Raw genomic sequence first — 19623 nt, forward strand, 5'->3', positions numbered from 1 at the left:
GTATATAGTCCCTATGATTAATGTTAACAACGTGACGCTTCGTTACGGCAAGAGAGCCCTATTCGAAGATGCCAATATTAAATTCACACCAGGAAATTGCTATGGTTTAATTGGAGCAAATGGTGCAGGTAAATCTACTTTTCTTAAAATTCTATCAGGTGAGATTGAGCCGAATACTGGTGAAGTTAGCATTACGCCAGGTGAGCGTATGGCTGTCCTTAAGCAGAACCACTACGAATTTGATGAAATCGAAGTATTGAAAACTGTCGTTATGGGTCACTCCCGCTTGTATAAAATCATGGAAGAGAAGGATGCCCTATATGCCAAAGCGGATTTCTCCGAAGAAGATGGCATGAGAGCAGCTGAACTTGAAGGCGAATTCCAAGATCTTGACGGCTGGCAAGCTGAATCCGACGCAGCGGAGCTTCTAATCGGTCTTGGGATCCCAACATCCTTGCACGATACGAAAATGAAGGATCTAGATGGTAACGAAAAAGTTCGCGTTCTCTTAGCGCAAGCACTTTTCGGTAATCCGAACATTCTTCTACTCGATGAGCCTACCAACCATTTGAACATGGAATCCATTAAATGGCTTGAGCACTTCTTGTCACGTTTCGAAGGCACAGTTATCGTCGTATCACATGATCGTCACTTCTTGAACCAAGTGTGTACACATATCGCAGATATCGACTTTGGTAAAATCCAAATGTACGTCGGTAACTATGATTGGTGGTATGAGTCCAGTCAGTTGGCACTTCGTTTGCAGCGTGATGCGAATAAGAAAACGGAGGAAAAACGTAAAGAGTTGGAAGCCTTTATCGCGCGCTTTAGTGCGAATGCCTCCAAATCCAAGCAAGCGACATCCCGTAAAAAGCAATTGGAAAAGCTTACGCTTGAAGATATTCGTCCGTCCTCCCGTAAATATCCGTTCATTCACTTCAAAGGTGAGCGTGAAGCTGGTAAGCAATTGTTGGCTGTTGAAGGTCTAACGAAAACAATCGATGGCGTTAAAGTTCTAAACAATGTTTCCTTTACCCTTAACAAAGGGGATAAAGTCGCTTTCGTGGGGCTAGACGGTATTGCCAAAACGACGCTTTTCAAAATTTTGATGGGCGAATTGGAAGCAGACAGCGGCACATTCTCATGGGGCATAACGACTTCGCAAGCTTATTTCCCAAAAGACAGCCAAGATTACTTCAATTCCGATCTAACGCTCGTGGATTGGCTGCGTCAATATTCCAAAGATCCGGATGAATCATTCCTTCGCGGATTCTTAGGACGTATGTTGTTCTCTGGGGAAGAAGCGCTGAAAAAAGCGAATGTCCTTTCCGGTGGAGAGAAAGTTCGTTGCATGTTCTCCAAAATGATGTTGAGCGGTGCGAATGTACTAATTCTTGATGAGCCTACGAATCACTTGGATTTGGAATCCATTACTGCATTAAACAATGGTCTCGTTGATTCCGACTGTACGATGCTGTTCGTTTCCCATGACCATCAGTTCATTCAAACGATTGCCAATCGCGTCATGGAATTGACACCGAAAGGTATCATCGACAAAATGGTGACGTACGATGAGTATTTGGAAAACGAAGATGTAAAAAAACAACGCGAAATTCATTACGCGTAAGAAATAAAGAAAAAAGCGCCCTGAAGTGTTACTCTCAGGGCGCTTTTAGCTACACAAAGTGCAGTTTAGCTGCCGCCGGTGCGACGGCGTTGGTTATTTACTTTTTTGGTCATTTGGCTTTTGGCAGTTTGGTTCGCATTTCCTGCAGCTTTCGGGTTAGCGCGTGCTGCGGCTTGATCCGCTTGTTTCTGAGCTAGTTTCGCTTTGATCGCGTCGGCTAAACTTACTTTTTTGATACCTTGTGGCTCGACCTGGTCGGCTTGCTGATCTTGAGGCTTGTCTGACATAAGAACACCTTCTTTACGTGGTATATCCATAGTATAATCGAATCAAAGAAAAGATGAAAGAAGGTGTGTGGGGATGTTTGATCCAACGATCTATGACAATATCAAAGTCGTGCTCGAAGGGGCCGTCTATGATTTGGATTTGGAAGGTAAAATCATCATAACTCGACGAGAAGATTTGGTTAACTTGTCCTCGATGTCTCGCACATTTGCTATAGAATTTGCTAGACAAGTTGGACAGCCGAATCTTGCGGAAATTTACTTACATGTACATTTGAGTGATTTGGCAGCTGAGATTTTGGAAAATCCAACAGCTAAGCCTGGATGTAAACTGTTAATTAAACTTCATACGTATGTGAATGATCCCGAAGTGGATTGTCCGATGATTGAAGCGCAATTGAATGCGATTTGGGAGCAACGACCACGTATTACCCAACAAATTTCGTACCTATTTGGGGAACAGCCGGATAAGTACCGTAATCTCATTACGCTGTCTTTTGGCCGCAAAATTGATGAAAGTCATCTGGACGACTTCTCTGACCTGATCGACTATGCGTTCCAAAGCATTGTTTGGCTCGATGAAAGAGGGGCATAACGATGCAAGAGTTATCGCAGCAAGAACTTCGAGACAAAGTTAATCAAGTAAGCGAAGGTTCCTTTGCGGTCTTCTTGTACACACCGTTATGTGGTACATGCAAAGTAACAGAGCGAATGCTGGACATTATTCTAACAATGAAGCCGAACTTGCCGTTAGTGAAGAGCAACATTAATTTCCTGCCCCACCTCAGTCAAGAGTGGCGAATTGCAAGTGTCCCTTGTGTGGTCATTATCGAACCTGGGAAAGAGAAGCAGTATATGTATCGGATGCAATCCGTGGATGAATTATATCGTAGACTAATACCATTAGTACACCAAGAATAGGAGTTGTTAATATAATGAGTTTTCAAATCGGAGACAGCGTGATCGCTGAGTATAAGGCAGGGGTTTATTATGGTGAGGTTGTTGAGTTAACTTCAAGTATGAAGGCGGCTGTTCGTATTCTTGCTGTGAAGGAGCACCCAACTCAAGGGGATTTACATAATCCGATGGATCCAAGCGTAGCTTTTTTTCATCAAAGAAGAGCATTATCCCATCAAGAAATTGCCTTAATGCCGATTGGCACGATTCGTCTTTATTCGGGTGAGGTACCGGATTACCAAGTGTCTCTGAAGAGAGCGCTATTGGCTCAGATCGATAAGCTGTCGGACATGGAAGCATGGGCCCGACGCTCTCTGCAGGAGCTTGATCAGTTGAGTAAAGAATATTTTCCACCTTCCAATTAGGAAACTTCTAAGTACAACTTCGTGCCATCATTGTATTTGAAAATAGCGACATCACCAATGATCTCGATCATCGAGATCATTTTTAATTTTCTGCGAAATTCAAAATGTAGTTCGTATTCCTTCAATTTAGTCGATAGTAACTCCATTTGGGAACGTTTATGAGTGAAATTCATCACAGGGATCGATTTATTCTTGAAACGAATTGTGTTTGCTTGCATATTCAAAGCCCTCCTTTACACGGTAACTTTCCTTTTGTAACTTCCTTACACTATTTAGGATACATTTCAAATGTTAAATATGTTTGCGTTCAACTATTAAAAAAGTTTTAGCATTTTATTATATGTGAATAATAGCGCTACAGGGCTAGTTCCGATAAGATAATTTTTGGAGGGCTAGATTCGTGGTTGCGGGGAGGGTTAACCCCATTTATAATAGATAAGATTGTATTCTAACAGGTTCTGGAGGGTCACAGAAATGACAGTAGCAAAACCAACTCGCATAGGGATTATCGGCGCCGGAAATATCGGAAATGTACACATGGAGACGTTTAAAACGATACCCTGGGCACAGCTTGCAGGAGTGACAGATGTCTATTTACCGCTTGCTGAGATGAGAGCGAAAGATCATAACATTGAACAGGTATATGCAAATTCAGATAAATTGTTAGACGATCCTTCCATTGATGCCGTTGTCATAGCTGTTTCGAATGAGTGGCACGCACCCATTGCGGTGAGAGCATTAGAGGCGGGCAAGCATGTCATGCTGGAAAAGCCGATGGCGATCGACTTAGCATCAGCTCGTCAAATTGTTGAAGCAGAGCGCAAATCGGGCAAGATAGTTATGATTCCTCACCAAATGCGTTGGGAAGCATCGTCGATGGCTGTGAAGGAGCAAGTAGAAAAAGGTGCCCTCGGTCATATCTATCATGCGAAAGCCAGCTATATGAGACGCAAAGGCATTCCAGGCTGGGGAACTTGGTTTACGCAAATGGCGAAGTCAGGCGGAGGTCCTCTTATTGATCTTGGTGTACATATGTTGGATTTAACCATGTACTTGATGGGGAATCCAAAACCAGTTTCCGTATATGGTGCAACCTATGCCGAATTTGGACCTCGTAAGCAAGGGATTGGGACTTGGGGAGCTCCGGATTGGAATGGGAAATTTGACGTAGAAGATTTAGCAACAGCCTTGGTTAAGTTTGACAATGGGGCAACACTTTCCTTAGATGTCAGTTGGGCTGGCCTGCTTGAAACAGATAACTTACCCGTTGTCCAATTGTTAGGTTCGGAAGGCGGCGCGTATTTAAAAGGAGCAAAAGGGAAGCTTTTTGCAGAAAAATTCGATCGGATCGTAGAAACGGAACTTTCGGCTCCTGCAGCGAATGATGATCCACGTGCACGAATGGTGCAGCATTTCTTGTCCAGTATTACGAGTGGTTCTCAGCCGATTACCTCTGTCATGACAGGTTATACCAATAATTTGATCCTAGATGCGATTTACCGTTCGTCGCAAACGGGCGATGAAGTGAAATTGAACTGGGACATCGAGTAGACAGGGGCTGCAAGCAAGTGAACTGGGAGTTATTTAGTATCATCGGGACGATCGCCTTCGCAGTCAGTGGTGCGATTGTGGCGATGGAAGAGGAATATGATATCTTAGGTGTGTATGTACTTGGGCTTGTGACAGCCTTTGGCGGCGGAATCATTCGGAATATGCTTATCGGTAAACCGATTGTCTTGCTGTGGGAGCAGGGGATGTACTTTCAAATCGCTTTGTTTGCGATGACAGTTGTGTTCCTAATGCCTGTCAAATATATTCGCATGTGGAAAACTTGGGAAGCTTTCTTCGATGCAATTGGTCTCGCGGCATTCGCGATCCAAGGAGCGCTTTATGCAACCAATATGGGTCATCCATTAAGCGCAATTATCGTTGCCGCTGTATTAACTGGGATTGGCGGAGGCATGGTTCGCGATGTGTTGGCCGGTCGTAAACCCCTTGTGCTTAAGGATGAAATTTATGCCGTTTGGGGTATGCTTGCAGGTGCATTGGTTGGACTTGGGTGGTCGCAAGGAACGTGGCAGTTAGCTATTTTATTTGCACTTATTGTCATTTTACGTATGTTCTCAGTTAACTATAAATGGAAGCTGCCGAAACGATCTTTGCGTGATTCTTTAGCGGAATCCGTAAGAAGATCGGATTCTTAGTCCCATTCAGCTTGTTTGATATTGGCTTGGAGATAGGAGGAATGTCAAATGGAAACATCTTTCACACAGCAACAGAAAATTTCAGCTGAGATGATAGCATCCCGTATTATTTCTGTGAAGGAATTGTTGCAAACGGAGTTAGACCTGTATGAAATTTCCAAGGATGCTGAGACCGGTGAACATTACTTGCATTACGCCTACATGCACCGAGATTTCACGAGTACGGGTGAGCCTGAATCCTTCCATTACTTGATGCCAATAGAGAATGATGATGTGCTTGGTATGATTTTTGGCGAGCAGGGATATGCCTATCCCGAACATTGGAAAGCATCCTTTCTGAGAAATGGGCCAGAAGGCTTCTATATCTGGTGGGATCCATCGCACGAAGAGGAACAATCCGAAGATGATGCGATTGCCGCGGAGCTTCTGCAGAAGCTCAAAGCCTTTCATGAGCAAGGTCATGTAGACCCGGATGCCGTCCGTAAGCTTTTGGAAGACATGGATGAGACCCGTAAGAAAAATGAATAGCAAGAACATGAAATGAACCTCTTCGAAACCACGCAATTGAGTGGCGGCGATAGAGGTTTTTTTTGTGTAGACGTTTAGTAAAAATAAGGGAAATGGACCATATTAACAGTAGTGATATTTGGAGTTAAGAAAGGGGGACATTTGTAGATGGAGATGGAATCTTATCATTTTGCCAATTTAGGTATTCATGAACATTTAATGCAAGATCTTCGAAATTTAGAAGCTCGCATGAAAGAAGAATTAGGATATGATATTGCGCTAATTGCGTATGCCAAGGAAGCGGAAGGACAAGCAAACAAGTAATACATACAGAGAAAATAGGGGGAATGACGATGAAAGCTGTGAAAATGTCAGTCATCATGACGGCTGCCTTCGTCGGGTTGACGGGGTGTTCTACAATGCACTCCAACAAACTAGAAAAGGCGTCGGTGTCTATTCAGAGTGTTGGGTTATCTGATTCGGAAGATGCGAAGCATCGAGAACATGCGAAAGAAGCCGCAACTGAGAGTAAAATGGATCAAACACGTGGTCAATCGCGCCTACAGGAGCAAGATTTACACCGCAATACCTATCTCTCTATGAATCGCGAAGTAGCAGATCAAGTGATGCAGGCAGCTCACTTGGGCTCATCTGCAATTGCAATGACTGACACCAATATATACGTAGCTGTTGATATGGGTGAATACCAGGATCAAGGTATGAATGAGAAAGCTAAACAATTAAGTAAATATAATGATTCAGCAACAGAAGCGGGATTATTCGGATCTGGCATGGGCGCACAGATGGATTGGGTGACTGCCAAGCCTATACCTAGTGATAGCATCAATGTGATTCGACATGTGTTAACGCGTATTTATCCGGATTCGCATATTTTTATATCGTCCAATGCACTGTTCGTAAACCGAATGATGTACTACGATATGCAGCAACGAAAAAATAAACGGATGGACATGTATTTGCATGAATTTAATACGATGGTGCAATATACGTTCAATCCTCCCAAATGAGCAATAAATACAAGGTTCGCGCTTACTGTTCGTCAAGAATATGTGAATATGTCCACAAAGACGATGTGATGATCGCAATCAATTATGAAACAGCCTACAGTTTGGCACAAGTGTATAATGATATTTCGTCTAAACCGAGCTGCCCTTCTTGTGGAGAAGCAATGGCTTTCTATGCCCATTCTGTCATTGAGGAGACTTGGCTAACCTGATGAAGCTTGACAATTCGCGCTTTCCTGATAATAGTTAGAGAATACTGCAATCAGGAAAGGACTACTTAAGCGATGATGACTGATGTTAGGCAAATAGATGGTTTACCACTTGAGGTTAGAACGCATTTGGAGGAGCATAAACAGATCCTTTATACGTCTGAAGACAGTAAGCTAATCGGAATTGCGGCATATGAAGCGCCTACAGAGGAACTGCTGACCGATACGATCCTATCACTTTATTTGGGCAAAAACGTTCTCTTAAAGGGGCCGACTGGCTCAGGTAAAACGAAACTGGCAGAGCACGTTTCTGCTGTTTTTCATCTCCCTATGCATAGTGTGAATTGTTCCACGGATCTGGATGCGGAAGCGCTGCTTGGTTTCAAAACATTAACTCACGATGAGCAAGGCAGGAGTCAAATTGCTTTTATCCCTGGTCCAATTATGAAAGCGATGACCAAAGGACACTTGCTCTATATTGATGAGATTAATATGGCTAAGCCAGAAACACTTCCTCTTATCAATGGTGTGTTAGATCACCGCCGTTCGATTACAAATCCTTTTACAGGTGAAGTGATCACTGCGCATCCGAATTTTAGAGTTGTCGCAGCCATAAATGAAGGCTACATAGGTACTGTCCCGTTAAACGAAGCGCTGAAAAATCGGTTTGTTACCGTGGAAGTGCCTTATTTGCAAGGGGATTTGTTGTTTCAGTTGTTGAAAAGTCGTTCTGTGCTGCGGGATGAAAAGCTCTTGCGCACGTTCGTTCGACTATCCGCAGATCTACTCACCCTGATTGAAATGGGGCAATTGCCCGATGAAGCAGGTTCAATTAGGGCTTTGTTAGATGCTTGTGATTTGGCTGCTTACATCCCACCGATTCGGGCAGTTTCACGTGCAATTGCGGATAAGCTAGAAGATGAAAGGGAACGTGGGGCCGTGATGAATACGGCTGAAACGTTACTGTAGCGACATGTTTGTAGGAAGCCTTAGCCGTTTAGATGATAAAATCGATGCGATGCTCCATATGCAGTTGGTGGATTTGGCTCGTTTATTTACCAAACGTGGAAAGCTTGAAGTCGAGGCTGGTTACCATGCGCATTACGATGAGACTGCTTTGCTAATGACGGTGAGTCAGTTTTGGTGGGATTATCCTCTGCGTGACAAAACAGCCGGTATGAAAAGCGATGTGTATCTACGCTGTTTAGGCAGTGCATGGTTTACAGGAAGGGAGGCCGTCACCGACTACCTCCACTACTGTGGGGGTGTTACGTATCCCAAGCTGGCCAATAGTTTATTTGCACTTTGCGAGGATATGCGCTTGGAGCGAATTTGCCGTACGCTGCGTCCTGGCATGGGTGCTGTCTTTGCTCATCGGCATCATATCTTGGGTGGATTTTTCCAGCATAAGCTCCGAACACATGTGAGTAAAGGTGAAATGGCGGATGCCTTCCTCTTGTTCGTGTATGGTTGGTTCACAGGTAAGTCTTGGCAGAGTGAAACGTTCTCTTCTGTGCAGGGGAAAGAGCTAGCTGCCCGGTTGGTAGACCTCTACGCATTGCTTGAACAAGTAGAGGAAGCTGAGCATACCGCTAGGGTTGCGGTTTTGTGTGAACGCATAGCAGAGACGCTTTTCCCTTGGTTAGAACGTGATGCTGTGGCAGCATATTTCTGGATGCAGCAAGGAAGCGGTAGTGAAGAGCCTTTGCCTGCTGATTACAAAGGCGAATTGAAGCGGGCGAAGCGACTCGCGAACGATGATGTGCTCCCCGATCAAGAGGGGGAGCGTCAATTGCCCGGCCAAGAGCGGATGCCGACTTGGCATCGTGAGACCAGCGACCGCAGCCCCGGGCTGCTGCGGTTCGAGCTGGAGCGCGGCGCTCGCACCGCCGCGCAGGGCTCTGCGCCCCGTGAAGGCGATGCCGCCGATCAGGCGCTCGCCATCACCCAGGGGCGCTCGCAGCGCGCCCAGCGCACTGGCGCCGCAGCTGAGCGGCGCCAAGGGCATTCCGTGCCCGCTGCCGCGGGGCACGGGGAGGGCGAGGTCGCCGCGTATACGACGGCGACCTGGCTCTTGCCTGAACGTCCTACTGCTGCGCAGGAGGACGGGTTCAGGCGCCTCCGCGAGCGCGCAGCGCCGCTCGCGAAGCCCTTACAGCGTGCGATACGGCGCACGCTGGAGCAGCGTCGGATCGCCCCGCGCGGCGACCGCCTGTTCGGGCGGCTCGACAAGCGGCTGACGCGAGCCGTTACACAAGAGCTGCCGCGCCTCTTCTATAAGAAGCGTGCGCCAGTCCCCCAACTCGACGCGGCGTTCGCGCTGCTCGTCGACTGCTCAGCGTCCATGTATGACAAAATGGACGAAACCAAGCTCGGTCTCGTGCTATTCCACGAGACCCTGAGAAACCTTCGAATCCCCCATGAAATTGTGGGATTCTGGGAGGACGCGGACCGCGTGACAGAGCAGGAGGCACCGAACCTGTTCCAGGTTGCGGTGGACTTCGGCTCCTGCCTCGCGGCCGGGAGCGGAGCGGCTCTGATGCAGCTGGAGCCGCAGCAGGATAATCGCGATGGCTTCGCGATTCGCGAGATGATGAAGCGGCTGCTGCGGCGCACAGAGCGGCAGCGCATCCTCCTCGTATTCTCGGATGGGGAGCCTTCGGCAGCCAATTACAATGATCTCGGCATTCTAGATACACATGAAGCTGTTCTACAGGCGAGACGCATGGGTATCGAGGTAATCAGCGTATTTCTGGCCAATGGCACTGTGCATGAAACACAACGGAATGCGATGCGTAATATGTATGGGCGAAGCTCTATCGTTGTTCCGAATGTAGAAGGATTACATGAACAGCTAGTGCCAATTCTACGTAAGCTTCTGCTGAAGTCCATTAGCACTTGATCCATGAGTGAGGATTTTGACCTGTGCTACGCGTCAGCGACACCGTGCGAGATTGGAATGATAGTCTGACATCTATCTTTTAACCTCAAAATCCAGTACAATAGATCAGGGTAATTCTAGGTAAATTTCACCAAACTCCGACAAAAGCTGGATAAATCACATACGTAATCATCTTTTATAACTTATACTCATTATTCATTTAGGAGGCATTTCATCTTATGTACGGAGCACCATTATCTAACAAGTCTAAAAAAATTATGCTGCTTGGCTCTGGTGAGCTAGGTAAAGAAGTGATTATTGAAGCTCAGCGACTCGGTATTGAGACAATTGCCGTGGATCGTTATGCGAACGCTCCAGCCATGCAAGTTGCACATCGGAGTCACGTGATCTCGATGTTGGATGGTGAACAGTTACGTGCAGTAATCGAGAAAGAACGCCCAGATCTCATCGTGCCGGAAATTGAAGCGATCGCGACATCTGTGCTTGTTGAACTCGAGCAAGAAGGCTACCGTGTGATCCCGACTGCTACAGCATCCCGTTTGACAATGGATAGAGAAGGGATTCGTCGACTTGCATCCGAAACGCTTGGGCTGCGCACAGCCAAATATGAGTTTGCCAATAGTCTGGAAGAATTGCACGCGGCTGTTGCCGTAATCGGAACACCTTGTGTCATTAAGCCGATCATGAGTTCATCTGGCAAAGGGCAAAGCGTTTGCCGTACGCCTGAAGGTGTAGAAGCTTCTTGGAATATCGCGATGGAAGGCGGACGTGCCAAGAATGCGCGTGTTATCGTGGAGGAATTTATCCATTTTGAGTCTGAGATTACATTATTGACGGTTCGATCTGTATCCGGAACAACCTACTGTGAACCAATTGGTCATATTCAAAAAGACGGCGATTACATCGAATCCTGGCAGCCGCATACAATGTCAGAGCAACAAATCGTAGATGCACAGCTCATGGCAAAAACGATTACAGACGCACTTGGCGGTTACGGTCTATATGGCGTTGAATTATTCCTAACCGCAGATGGCGTATATTTCAGCGAAGTATCCCCGCGTCCGCACGATACAGGTATGGTGACAATGGCTACGCAAGATCTCAGTGAGTTCGCGCTTCATGCAAGAGCTATTCTTGGATTCCCGATCACTGGCGTTCGCTTGTTGACGCCAGGAGCCAGCTATACGCTGAAAGCTGATCGTGAACAAGTGGAGTATACAATTAGCGGTATTGATGAAGCATTATCCGTACCGAATACCCAAGTTCGAGTATTTGGCAAACCAGAAACCAAAGTAGGTCGCCGCATGGCTGTTGCTTTGAGTTCGGGGGATACTGTGGAAGAAGCGCGCAGCCTTGCAAAAGAAGCGGCTAGTAAGCTCACATTGAATTACAACTAAATTGAATGACTAAAGTACGTTGTACACCATGTCTGAAGTCATCATCCGGAGGCAAGCATTATGGAACCTAAAGCAGCAAGACTGTCTCGAACCGTGTTGACAGAAATTATTTTACCGGCGGATACGAACTACCATAACACTGTATTTGGTGGCCGTGTGATGCAATATATTGACAAAGTTGCCACGATTGCCTCCATGCGCCATTGTCGTAAGAGTGTGGTAACAGCGTCGAGTGATAGCTTGGATTTCTTCGCTCCGGTTAAGCTTGGCGAAGCCATTCAATTGGAAGCATTTGTTACGTGGACCCATCGGAGTTCGATGGAGGTTTATGTCAAAATCGAGTCCGAGAATCTTCTGACTGGTGAGAAAAAGCATACAGCCACGTCATTCTTGACATTTGTTGCGTTAGATGAAGCGGGGCAGCCATGTCCAGTGCCTGGCATTATTGCAGAGACAGATGAAGAGAAGAAACTGTTCGAATCCGCGGAAGCTCGCTTTACCGCTCGAAAACTTCGTAAACAAGCGCGACTGTAAAGTTGCCATCCGTCTGTTCATGTAAGCAGTTCCCTACCATCAAGGGAGCTGCTTTTTTTCTTTGGAAATAGCATACATCTCACAACTTTTTGATTGGTTAAGGAGTCAAATGAAGAGAGGAAGAGACGCCTCCAATATATCTGAACAGATAAGGATGAAAAATCAGTGGGACTTGTTGACATGAAACAACGGCTAGGCAAAGGATTTCCATTCTTATATAGGCTTCGCGTCCAGGAAAAGAATCACTCGTTCTACGAAACTTCAAATAAGTGGTACAGAGGCAACGAAGTTTGGCGGCAACAAGTAAGTAAGCTGGATGATTCAATCATCGATGAAGAACTGGTTAACGTGAATCATGCAGAGGTCAACTATATGAAATCTAATGGAACTCAGGAGAACGAATGAAGCGTGAATATGTGAAAGATTTTTTCATCTTCGGTTGGAAGCAAGCGTTATGTTGTATTTTTCCAGTTATCATCTTTATGACCTTGGCCTTATCCAAAGTCGTGGAACTGCCATTCATACAACGCTATGATTTCATTTTACTTGTGTGTATTCTTGCGCAATTGATCTTGGTTTGGACGAAGATAGAGAGCGTAGACGAACTAAAGGTTATTACCGTATTTCACATTATCGGCCTTTGTCTTGAGTTGTATAAAGTGCACATGGGGTCATGGTTATATCCAGAAGAGGGTGTGACCAAGATAGCCGGAGTTCCGCTGTACAGCGGTTTTATGTATGCCAGTGTCTCAAGTTACGTGTGTCAGGCGTGGAAACGATTTGATTTGCATCTCATTAACTGGCCGAGCAAATACATGGCGATTCTAGTGTCTATAGGCATTTATGCCAATTTTTTTACGCACCATTTTATGGTTGACGTCAGATGGATTCTGATTGCCTTGATCGTGATCCTGTTCTACAAATCTCATATTCGCTTCACAGTCTCAACCGAGACCTATCGGATACATACGATTCTTTCCTTTATGCTAGTTGCTTTCTTTATATGGCTGGCTGAAAATATTTCTACATTCCTTGGTGCTTGGCGCTACCCTGACCAAGAGTTATCTTGGCGGATCGTTCATTGGGGTAAAATTAGTTCGTGGTTTATGTTGGTCATTATTACAATCATCATCGTGGCGGAATTGAAGCGGATCAAATATCCAAAGCAAGTTAAAGGTGCATGAAATAGCGAACCCCCAGTAGTAATGGCTTCTGGGGGTTCTTTTTGCATTTCGTTTATTTAGCTCCGCCTTCGGCAAGGATGGTTTCCCAAATAGCGCCTTTACCGTAAAGATCTTTGTTCACTTTGTCCCAACCACCTAGGTATTCAATATTGAATAGGCCTGGAGGTGTTGTGTAGTTTTTCTCATATTGTTTAGCGACTTCTGGAAGAACAGAGCGGAAGCCTTTGTCAGCGAATACTTTCTGAGCATCAACAGAGAACAAGTACTCATAGAACGCTTGAACAGCTGCACGATTACCATGCTTATCTACGTATTTATCGATAATAGCAACTGGATTTTCAATGGAAGTGGTGTATTGTGGAATCACTTCTACATATTTCTTGCCTGTTTGAATACGAGCAACAAGTTCATTCTCATACGTAATGATGGCATCGCCAACACCTTTATCGAAAGTTGCAAGGGAATCGGCACCGCTCTTATCAAGTACTTTAATGTTCTTGTAAATTTTAGCTACGAGATCTTTGGCTACAGCAGGATCTTGTTTACCAGCAGCTTCGGAAATTTTGAGCCCAGCTCCGTAAACAGCGTTGATATCCCATTTTGCACCACCAGATGTGCTTGGGTTCGGAATAAGAACTTCAACGCCTGGCTTCGTTAGATCAGACCAATCTTTAATGCCTTTCGGATTCCCTTCACGCACACCGATAGCAGCGATAGATGTTGTTACGAAACCTTTTTGTGGCGTCTTTTTCCAATCATGCGTAATTAGACCTTTTTCCACGATTTTTTGAATGTCACCTTCAAGAGAGAGTGGAGCAATATCTGCTTCAAAGCCTTGGATGATCGCTGTAGCTTGTGACCCGGATGCTACATAGGACTCTTGGAATTCAACCGTTGTACCGGTTTTCTTCTTATAATCTTCTTTGAATTTTGGCAGGATGACATCAAAGGATTCTTTCAAAATGGAGTAAGCACCGACTGTAATCGTCACTTTTCCGCCGTCAGCTTTCGGTGTCGTGCTAGCCGCAGCTGTTGCTGCTGTCGTTGCAGCCGCAGATGGAGCACTTGTGCTAGCGGACTTCGTCGAACCGGATCCGCAAGCTGTAAGTGCAATACTTGCTGTGAATAAAGCTGCAGTAACGAGGCCAAGCGTTTTGAAATTTTTCATGGTTAACAACTCCCCTTCTTTTCTAAAGCTTATTTGGTATTTGGTTATATGAAGACAGGCTGTGGATCTTGTTTGGCCTGATTATCAATCCAGGTTGTTCCTGTTTGGGTAAATACGGAAATCTGGTGGATAAGAATATTCACTTCATCGCCAACTTGATATATTCGCTCTTTCACGGGCTGGTAGGCGAAAAGCTTGATAGCGCCTGTATCCACTTCTAGATACCAGGAATCGCCGCGGAAATGAACATGCGTTACTTTGCCTTTTTCCCCAGCGGTAGCCAAGTGACTGACATTGTGCGGACGCACTTCGATGTTCTCAGGACGTATAAGCACATTCACATGAGGAAGCCATTTGCCATCTTGATGAAGATCAGCTAGTGTAGGGAATCCAACAAGTGGCGCATAGGAGGGAAGTACATTGGATTCACCAATGAAGGAAGCTGCGAATGAGGAAGCAGGCTTCGTATAAATTTCCCATGGAGTTCCTTGCTGTTCGATTTTACCGCCTTGAACCAAGATGATTTCATCGGCAACCTCGATCGCTTCATCCTGATCATGCGTGACGAAGAGAGTCGTTACTTTAAATTCATTAATCAGATTACGCAGCCAAACACGTAGTTCTTTACGAATCTTGGCATCAATCGCGGCGAAAGGCTCATCGAGTAGAAGTAATCGTGGTTCTGGTGCTAGTGCTCTCGCGAAAGCTACCCGTTGACGTTGGCCGCCAGATAGTTGATGCGGATATTTTCGCTCGTGACCCGAGAGTCCCATTAAGTTGACGAGATACGTTACGCGATCCTGAATGTCAGTCTTCGACTTCTTGAGTACCTTCAATCCGTAAGCGACGTTGTCAAATACCGTCATATGCTTGAATAGCGCATAACTTTGAAAAACGAAACCAATGCCTCTTTCTTGAACGGGAAGGTGAGTCGCGAGTTTGCCGTCGAAGTAAATATTACCGCTTGTTGGGCTTTCAAGTCCGGATAGCATCCGAAGGATAGAGGTTTTACCGCCACCGCTCGGCCCAATCAAACCGACTAGATTCCCTTCCTTTATTGAAAAATTAACATCTTTGATCGCATGAAAATCACCGAAATGTTTATTCAGGTTGGTTACTTCAATGTGCATGTGGGGATCCTCCTCCATGATTTCTCGTTGCTTCGCTTCTACGTTTCAACCATTCGAGCGATAATAAAATCGTAATGGAGATAAGACCTAATACGAAAGCTACGCTATTGGCTGCTACGAGTTGGAACTGTTCTGCATCTTGATAAACAAGTGTCGTTGCTGTTTGTGTTTGATTAATGATGTTACCTGATACAACCAGAATGGAGCCAAATTCACCAAGCGAGCGAGCGATTGTCAAAATCAAGCCATACACAACGCCCCAACGAATACTCGGCCATGTCACTTGGAAGAATGTGCGAATGGGTCCTGCGCCTAATGTTGCGGAAGCTTCTTCGGATTGTGTCCCGATCTCTTCTAACAAGGGAACTACTTCACGAACCATTAAGGGGAAAGTAATAAACATGGTTGCAATAACCATCCCGGGAATGGCATATACGATTTTCATATTATGATCTTCGAGGAAGGTACCAAGTGCGGTATTGGGTCCGAAAATCAAAATGACCATCAAACCTACAATGACAGGCGATACCGCGAATGGCAGGTCGATCAGGGCATTAATGATCGGTTTCAACCAACGTGAGATCCATGAACCTCTGACAATTTCTATTGAAATATAGACACCAATAATGGCATTAAGAACGGTAACAATGCTTACAATAATAAATGAAATCTTCAAGGCATGCAGCGCTTCTGGTCGAACGAGTGCATCGAAGAATGCGATTGGGCCATCTTCAAAAGCCCCGAAGGTAATACCTAAGAAAGGCAATATGATTAGTAGGAATATGACCAAAAAAGAAATGCCAATCAATAACTTTCTCATGCCAGCCGCCCCTTTCCGCGAGTCCATAGATGGATTCCCCATAAAATCAGAACGGAGAGTGTCAGGAGGACAAGTGAGATAGCAGCTGCACCTTCAGGATTGTAGTTCTGTGTTTCACCATATATATAGACGGAGGCGACCATCGTTTTGCCGGGTAAATTACCGGAGATTAAAGAGATGGCACCAAACTCTGCAAGTGATCGGGAAAAAGCGAGCATACTACCAGCAATCGTACCAGGTAATAGCGCTGGCAATACGATGCGGTAAAATGTATAGAATCTGTTTGCACCAAGTGTGAAACTCGCTTGTTCCTCTGCTGGATCAATCTGCTCTAATAGTGGTTGAACTGTTCGTACTACGAATGGGAAAGTGACAAAGACTAAACCAATTACAATGGCTGTTTGATTGTAAAGCAGTTTGATTCCTACTGAGTCCAGCCAAGCTCCTAGTGGACTTTGGGGTCCTAGTAGGGTGAGGAACATTAAGCCTGCAACGGAAGTTGGAAGTGAGAATGGAAGATCGACCATGCTGTTCAGAATACTCTGTCCCCGGAATCGATATCGGACAAGAACATAGGCAATGATCGTTCCTACCACGGCTTGAATAACCGTTGCAACAATACTTAATTTCACTGTTAATACAATTGACTTCCATGCTAAAGGTCCTGTAACTTCTTTCCAAAATGGTTCCCAGCCGAGTGAAAATCCTTTGACGTAGATGGTGGCAATAGGGATAAGAAGAAGCACAATTAAGTAGCCTATAAGCACGGATCGAACCGTCGCTTTAAAAACCTTGTTACGCATGGAGCACCACCTATTCTTATAAAGCATACCAACTTACTTGGTTTTAATAAAATGACTATAACAGCGCCAGGATTATTCTGTCAATACGTAATTTTGCGAAAATCTGGTGATGTTAAGTATTTATTTTTTCCTATAATGGTAGAGAGACATTGTTGGGAAAAAGGAATACATTGTAGGGAAATTGTGTATCCATTTTCATGAAAAATGTTTGGATAATTAAGTAAAACATAGATTGACACCAGTACTTTCCCATGCTAAGATTGGTTTACATTTTAATTCCGAGTAAAAAGATAAGATTAATATGAGTAACGAAAGGGAGATACCTTCATGGAGCATGCCATCACGATTCAGAGCGACGATGTCGAATTAGCCGCAACATTACATTACCCTACACAGCAAACCGCAGCGGTTCAACCCGATTGTCAACGCTACCCCTTAATTATCATTTGCCACGGATTTATTGGGAGTCGAATCGGTGTTGACCGGCTTTTTGTAAAGGCAGCCCGTTCTTTCAGCGAACAAGGATATTTTGTACTTCGTTTTGATTACGGTGGTTGTGGCGAGAGTACAGGAGACTATGGCGCAGGTGGGTTAGACGTACTTATTGAACAGACCCGACGAGTCATTGATTATGGTGTCTCCATTGATTGTGTGGATCTGAGTAGAGTGATACTGCTTGGACATAGCTTAGGAGGTGCCGCGGCAGTGTTAACGGCAGCTAAGGATCATCGTGTGAAAACGCTTGTCCTGTGGTCGGCTGTTGCCCATCCCCACAATGATATTATGCGAATCGTCGGCAAAAACGAATATGAGAAACTGCCGCTGGGTGGTACGATTGATCATCATGGCTATAAACTAACAAGTCGATTCTTCGATTCTTTATCACAGCATCAACCGTTTGAACAATTACGTAAATTTACTGGCGATGTATTTGTTCTTCATGGAACAGCAGACGAAACCATTCCTGTCGATTATGCGCCGTTATATCAGAAGATGTTCTGGCTGCGCAAAGAAGGTCAATGTGACCTGGAGCTCGTTTTTCAAGCAAATCATACGTACTCTACAACACCATCAACGACTGAATTGCTTGAGAAAACGGGAGATTGGCTGAACTATACGTATAAACGAAACAAAGAGTGGAATGATTGGACAATTTAATTGACATGGAGGCATGACGATGGCGAAACCACTGGAATTAGACGAAATATGGGTAGAGCGAATTAAGCAAATTTTAGATGGACTTGAATATGGTTCTGTGCAAATTGTGGTTCATGATGGCAAGATTACGCAGATTGATAAAACAGAAAGAAAAAGATTCGAAACAACGGCTGCGCCGCAAGCGCAAGCCACCTTACAAGCTGTGAAATCGACAACCAAACAAAAAAGTAAAGCTTAGTCAAATAGTTACTTGAAAAGTAAATGGTTCACTTATTGCACTCATAAATCGGCTCTCATTCCAATTGGAATGGGGGCTGTTTTCATTCGTCAGAAGACGTATACTAAGGAGGAGTCGATGCGAGATTTGGAAGGAGAATCTTATGCGTAAAGGTCACTTTATTCGGGAAGATGCGCAGGGAATCAAACACTTTGTGTACGAGTGGCTTCCTTCGGAAGATGTGGAATTCAAAGGGATTGTGCAGATCGCGCACGGGATGGCAGAAACAGCCGCCAGATATGAGCGATTAGCGGATGTTTTGACCAAGAACGGGTATGCAGTCTTTGCCAATGATCACTTGGGCCATGGTCAAACTGCGGGTTCATTGGAGGCGATAGGTAAGTTTGGGAAGAATAGCTTCCATGCCATGGCGGATGCAATGGGGCAACTGACGTCACAGATTCGTACGCGTTATGAAGTGTCAAACCTGCCGTTATTTGTATTAGGACATAGCATGGGCTCATTTTTAACGCAGTATTATATGGGAACTTATATGGAACGGTACCCAACACATGTTCAAGGAATTCTGTTATCTGGTTCGAATGGCAAAGAAGGTCCGGCACTTCATGTAGGTATTGGGATTGCGACGTTGGAAGCCGCTATTCGAGGGGATCATTATCGGAGTGTGTTGTTAACAGCACTTTCTTTCGGATCGTTTAATACGAAGTTCAAGCCGAATCGAACACCCTTTGATTGGTTGAGTCGAGATGAACGTGAGGTAGATGCTTATATTAGTGATCCGTATTGCGGCGTGATATTTACATCGGGATATTTTAGGGATTTCTTCAAAGGGTTAATGGAGATACATACACCACATCATCTGGCTCTCATTCACAAAGAGGTTCCCATCTATATTTTCTCAGGTGAGGATGATCCTGTTGGTGGGCAAGGAAAGGGAGTCCGCCGTTTAATTCAGACGTATGAGAAGTTAGGGATACATGATATCAGTTATAAACTATATCCAGGTGGCAGGCACGAGATGTTAAATGAAATTAACCGTGATGAGGTAATGGGAGACATTGTCGCAAGGTTAGATAGTTGGATTGCGAAGTGAAATAAGCCGTTCCTTCAT

Annotated in this window: 24 protein-coding genes; 18 read left to right on the forward strand and 6 right to left on the reverse strand. The window is 45.0% G+C overall.

Going from position 1 to position 19623, the window contains the following annotated elements; all coding sequences use genetic code 11:
* The first annotated feature begins 13 nt into the window (after positions 1-13).
* On the forward strand, positions 14-1627 hold the full coding sequence (locus tag A8708_RS21230; protein WP_068667121.1) for an ABC-F family ATP-binding cassette domain-containing protein: 1614 nt from the start codon (positions 14-16) through the stop codon (positions 1625-1627).
* A 65-nt stretch (positions 1628-1692) separates the two neighbouring features.
* Here A8708_RS21230 and A8708_RS21235 read toward each other — a convergent pair whose 3' ends face one another.
* Positions 1693-1914 (reverse strand): hypothetical protein, encoded by a 222-nt coding sequence (locus tag A8708_RS21235; RefSeq protein ID WP_068667123.1) that lies wholly within the window; start codon positions 1912-1914, stop codon positions 1693-1695.
* 73 nt (positions 1915-1987) lie between these two features.
* Between A8708_RS21235 and A8708_RS21240 the strand changes: the two genes are divergently transcribed.
* From A8708_RS21240 to kapB, 3 genes are read left to right on the forward strand one after another with little or no spacing between them, the layout of a single operon-like run.
* Complete coding sequence (locus tag A8708_RS21240) at positions 1988-2506, forward strand: hypothetical protein (RefSeq protein WP_068667125.1); 519 nt, start codon at positions 1988-1990, stop codon at positions 2504-2506.
* A gap of 2 nt (positions 2507-2508) precedes the next feature.
* Positions 2509-2832, forward strand: coding sequence for a thioredoxin family protein (locus A8708_RS21245; protein WP_068667127.1), 324 nt, complete (start codon positions 2509-2511; stop codon positions 2830-2832).
* Positions 2833-2846: 14 nt separating this feature from the next.
* Entirely contained in the window at positions 2847-3233 is a 387-nt protein-coding gene (gene kapB, locus A8708_RS21250; protein WP_068667129.1) for a sporulation phosphorelay system protein KapB, read from the forward strand.
* Here kapB and A8708_RS21255 read toward each other — a convergent pair.
* Positions 3230-3451, reverse strand: a complete 222-nt coding sequence (locus tag A8708_RS21255) for a hypothetical protein (protein WP_056621044.1) — start codon at positions 3449-3451, stop codon at positions 3230-3232. The genes kapB and A8708_RS21255 overlap by 4 nt on opposite strands.
* A 256-nt stretch (positions 3452-3707) precedes the next feature.
* On the opposite strand from A8708_RS21255, the gene A8708_RS21260 reads away from it, so the two are divergent.
* The 11 genes from A8708_RS21260 (at position 3708) to A8708_RS21305 (ending at position 13195) form a co-directional block, all read left to right on the forward strand.
* On the forward strand, positions 3708-4784 hold the full coding sequence (locus A8708_RS21260; RefSeq protein ID WP_068667131.1) for a Gfo/Idh/MocA family protein: 1077 nt from the start codon (positions 3708-3710) through the stop codon (positions 4782-4784).
* Positions 4785-4801: 17 nt separating this feature from the next.
* Positions 4802-5437, forward strand: coding sequence for a trimeric intracellular cation channel family protein (locus A8708_RS21265; RefSeq protein ID WP_082927684.1), 636 nt, complete (start codon positions 4802-4804; stop codon positions 5435-5437).
* A gap of 48 nt (positions 5438-5485) precedes the next feature.
* Complete coding sequence (locus A8708_RS21270) at positions 5486-5965, forward strand: hypothetical protein (RefSeq protein ID WP_068667135.1); 480 nt, start codon at positions 5486-5488, stop codon at positions 5963-5965.
* Positions 5966-6112: 147 nt separating this feature from the next.
* On the forward strand, positions 6113-6268 hold the full coding sequence (locus A8708_RS35560; RefSeq protein ID WP_157264935.1) for a hypothetical protein: 156 nt from the start codon (positions 6113-6115) through the stop codon (positions 6266-6268).
* Positions 6269-6297: 29 nt separating this feature from the next.
* Positions 6298-6972: a hypothetical protein gene (locus tag A8708_RS21275; protein ID WP_068667137.1), complete on the forward strand. Its 675-nt coding sequence runs from the start codon at positions 6298-6300 to the stop codon at positions 6970-6972.
* Between the two features lie 284 nt (positions 6973-7256).
* Positions 7257-8147, forward strand: coding sequence for an AAA family ATPase (locus A8708_RS21280; protein ID WP_068667595.1), 891 nt, complete (start codon positions 7257-7259; stop codon positions 8145-8147).
* Between the two features lie 4 nt (positions 8148-8151).
* Positions 8152-10080, forward strand: coding sequence for a nitric oxide reductase activation protein NorD (locus A8708_RS21285; protein WP_068667139.1), 1929 nt, complete (start codon positions 8152-8154; stop codon positions 10078-10080).
* A 218-nt stretch (positions 10081-10298) separates the two neighbouring features.
* Complete coding sequence (purT, locus tag A8708_RS21290) at positions 10299-11477, forward strand: formate-dependent phosphoribosylglycinamide formyltransferase (protein ID WP_068667141.1); 1179 nt, start codon at positions 10299-10301, stop codon at positions 11475-11477.
* A gap of 60 nt (positions 11478-11537) precedes the next feature.
* On the forward strand, positions 11538-12011 hold the full coding sequence (locus A8708_RS21295; protein WP_068667143.1) for an acyl-CoA thioesterase: 474 nt from the start codon (positions 11538-11540) through the stop codon (positions 12009-12011).
* A 180-nt stretch (positions 12012-12191) separates the two neighbouring features.
* Positions 12192-12416 (forward strand): hypothetical protein, encoded by a 225-nt coding sequence (locus A8708_RS21300; RefSeq protein ID WP_204787608.1) that lies wholly within the window; start codon positions 12192-12194, stop codon positions 12414-12416.
* A complete protein-coding gene (locus tag A8708_RS21305) occupies positions 12413-13195 on the forward strand; it encodes a DUF817 domain-containing protein (protein ID WP_068667147.1) in 783 nt (260 codons plus the stop codon). Before A8708_RS21300 ends, A8708_RS21305 begins: the two co-directional genes overlap by 4 nt.
* 52 nt (positions 13196-13247) lie before the next feature.
* Here the strand turns inward: A8708_RS21305 and A8708_RS21310 are convergent, their stop codons facing one another.
* From A8708_RS21310 to cysT, 4 genes are read right to left on the reverse strand one after another with little or no spacing between them, the layout of a single operon-like run.
* Entirely contained in the window at positions 13248-14363 is a 1116-nt protein-coding gene (locus A8708_RS21310; RefSeq protein ID WP_068667149.1) for a sulfate ABC transporter substrate-binding protein, read from the reverse strand.
* A 44-nt stretch (positions 14364-14407) separates the two neighbouring features.
* Positions 14408-15493: an ABC transporter ATP-binding protein gene (locus tag A8708_RS21315; RefSeq protein ID WP_068667151.1), complete on the reverse strand. Its 1086-nt coding sequence runs from the start codon at positions 15491-15493 to the stop codon at positions 14408-14410.
* Positions 15483-16313, reverse strand: a complete 831-nt coding sequence (locus A8708_RS21320; protein WP_068667153.1) for a sulfate ABC transporter permease subunit — start codon at positions 16311-16313, stop codon at positions 15483-15485. The genes A8708_RS21315 and A8708_RS21320 overlap by 11 nt, the downstream gene beginning before the upstream one ends.
* Positions 16310-17116 carry a sulfate ABC transporter permease subunit CysT gene (gene cysT / locus A8708_RS21325; RefSeq protein WP_068667154.1) on the reverse strand — a complete coding sequence of 269 codons (807 nt, stop codon included), beginning with the start codon at positions 17114-17116 and terminating at the stop codon, positions 16310-16312. Before cysT ends, A8708_RS21320 begins: the two co-directional genes overlap by 4 nt.
* Before the next feature lie 327 nt (positions 17117-17443).
* Here cysT and A8708_RS21330 point away from each other — a divergent pair, with 327 nt between their 5' ends.
* The 3 genes from A8708_RS21330 to A8708_RS21340 all read left to right on the forward strand — a co-directional run bounded on the left by A8708_RS21330 (position 17444) and on the right by A8708_RS21340 (position 19605).
* Positions 17444-18274 (forward strand): alpha/beta hydrolase family protein, encoded by an 831-nt coding sequence (locus tag A8708_RS21330; RefSeq protein ID WP_068667156.1) that lies wholly within the window; start codon positions 17444-17446, stop codon positions 18272-18274.
* Between the two features lie 19 nt (positions 18275-18293).
* Entirely contained in the window at positions 18294-18512 is a 219-nt protein-coding gene (locus A8708_RS21335) for a YezD family protein (RefSeq protein WP_068667158.1), read from the forward strand.
* Positions 18513-18654: 142 nt separating this feature from the next.
* Positions 18655-19605 carry an alpha/beta fold hydrolase gene (locus A8708_RS21340; protein WP_068667160.1) on the forward strand — a complete coding sequence of 317 codons (951 nt, stop codon included), beginning with the start codon at positions 18655-18657 and terminating at the stop codon, positions 19603-19605.
* The last annotated feature ends 18 nt before the right edge of the window (positions 19606-19623 follow it).

This window comes from Paenibacillus oryzisoli (assembly GCF_001653565.1).
Classification (GTDB): Bacteria; Bacillota; Bacilli; order Paenibacillales; family NBRC-103111; genus Paenibacillus_E; species Paenibacillus_E oryzisoli.